Below are 1990 nucleotides of genomic sequence, written 5' to 3' on the forward strand. Positions count from 1 at the left end.
GGCCCGCACTCGCCCCACACCCGCCCCACATATGACCGAGTACAGTCATTTGACGGTGCGCCAGGCGGAGCGCTCACGAGGATGCTCGGCCGTACGGCGCCCGAGCACCCACCGTGCCGCTGCCACTGGCACCGCCGCCGGAAGGAAGACGTGCGCACACCCAAGATCGACCGGTCACTCCAGGACGTACTGAAGCGCCGCAAGCTCTTCCTGAGACCGATCGGCGGCGGGGGAACCGTCCTGGTGTGCGTGGAGGACGGCAGCCCGGAAGGGTTCGAGATCGGCCGCGTCATACTGGGGCGCCCCAGCGGGGCCGTCATCCGCTACCGCATGCGCCGGCCCGACAAGACGTACGAGGTGCTGGAGTCGGAGTGCCTGCACTGGCTGACCTTCCAGGACCATGTGGGCGACATCCTCAGTCCGGCCTCGTACGACGACGTCCTGCGCCGCGCGGAGGTCTCGTCGGGTGTCGCCGCGACCTACACCGCCGACCTGGGAGAGGAACGCGCGGCGTGGCTGGCCGAGATGCCCGCCCCGGAGGGCATCACCAACCTGGGCAACGGCAGGGGCCGGCTCACCGAGTCCGCCGTCGCCTTCCTCCGCTGCCCCTCGACCCACTACACGCTGACCCTCACGGTCCACCCCACGCTGGACCTTCTGATGATCGGGGGATTGGACTGCTACGACCTGACCCGCGAGAACTAGCGCTCCCAGGGCAGGCCTTCACCATCCGCCCGACGATTCACTCCACGTCCTGCCGGGGCCACAGCCGGCAGGACGTCCGGGACGAGGTCGGCGCTGCGCCCGACCTCGTCGACGCCGAAGCCCGGCGAGGTCGTCGCGCTGGACCGGACGGCGGCCTAGAGGCCCCGTCAGAGCGCCACGACCGAGACCTCCGTCGCCTTCACGCTCGTCCAGACCTCCGCCCCGTCGGCGAGGCCGAGTTCGAGTGCCGCCTGGGGGGTGATCTCGGCGACCAGGTCGGGGGCCTCGGCGGAGGTGATCAGGACGCGCAGGCGGCTGCCCGCGGTGGTGATCTCGCGTACCGTGCCCGGCCATACGTTGCGCGGGCTGCCCTCCGGCTTCTCGCGGTGTACGGAGACGGCCTCCGGCGCGATGACGGCGAGCGCCCGCGTCCCCGCGGCCGGCGGATCGGCGACGACCAGGCGGCCCTCCCCCGCCAGCGTGAGCGTGCCGTCGGCGTCGGCCGTGCCGGGCCAGGCGTTGCGGCCGAGCATCCGCGCCACCCAGGGCGAGCGCGGATGGCGGGTGACGTCGGCGGGCGGCGCGTCCTGCAACGTGCGCCCCTCGTCGAGCACGAGGACCCGGGTGGCGAGGGAGACGGCCTCGACGGGGTCGTGCGTGACGATGAGACACACGCCCCCGAACCCGTCGAGGTGGCGGCGCAGGGTGTGGCGGACGTGGGCGCGGGTGGTCTGGTCGAGGGCGGCGAGCGGTTCGTCGAGGAGCAGCAGCCGGGGACGCGCCGCCAACGCCCGCGCCAGCGCGACCCGCTGGGCCTGCCCGCCGGACAGCTGTGCGGGCCTGCGGTGCGCGAGGTGTCCGACGCCGAGCCGGTCGAGCCATGTCTGGGCGTCCCGTCGGGCCTCGGCCCTGCGCACGCCCTGGGCGCGCAGTCCGTACGCGGTGTTGCCGAGCGCGTTCAGGTGCGGGAAGAGCGCCCCGTTCTGCGGCACCCAGGCGACTCCGCGCCGGTGCGGGGGCAGTGCGGTGACGTCGCGTTCGCCGAGCCGCAGCCGTGCGTGGGCGCGCGGGGTCAGCCCGAGCAGGGCGCGCAGGAGGGTGGTCTTGCCCGCGCCGTCGTCGGACCCAACGGCGCGGGCAAGACCACCCTCCTGCGCGCCCTGCTCGGGCTGACCCCGCGCGCCCACGCACGGCTGCGGCTCGGCGAACGCGACGTCACCGCACTGCCCCCGCACCGGCGCGGAGTCGCCTGGGTGCCGCAGAACGGGGCGCTCTTCCCGCACCT

Annotated in this window: 2 protein-coding genes and 1 pseudogene; 2 read left to right on the plus strand and 1 reads right to left on the minus strand. The window is 74.0% G+C overall.

What is annotated here, in order from left to right; all coding sequences use genetic code 11:
• Window positions 1-150 precede the first annotated feature (150 nt).
• Complete coding sequence (locus tag AOK22_RS41700; protein ID WP_055703050.1) at window positions 151-705, plus strand: hypothetical protein; 555 nt, start codon at window positions 151-153, stop codon at window positions 703-705.
• A 167-nt stretch (window positions 706-872) separates the two neighbouring features.
• Here the strand turns inward: AOK22_RS41700 and AOK22_RS37015 are convergent.
• A pseudogene (locus AOK22_RS37015) lies at window positions 873-1829 on the minus strand (ABC transporter ATP-binding protein); the annotation flags it as partial.
• Between AOK22_RS37015 and AOK22_RS43480 the strand changes: the two are divergent.
• A partial coding sequence (locus AOK22_RS43480) for an ATP-binding cassette domain-containing protein (RefSeq protein WP_244165263.1) occupies window positions 1764-1990 on the plus strand: 227 nt, incomplete at its 3' end. The pseudogene AOK22_RS37015 and the gene AOK22_RS43480 overlap by 66 nt on opposite strands.

It is taken from the genome of Streptomyces silaceus (genome assembly GCF_001419745.1).
Taxonomy (GTDB): domain Bacteria; phylum Actinomycetota; class Actinomycetes; order Streptomycetales; family Streptomycetaceae; genus Streptomyces; species Streptomyces silaceus.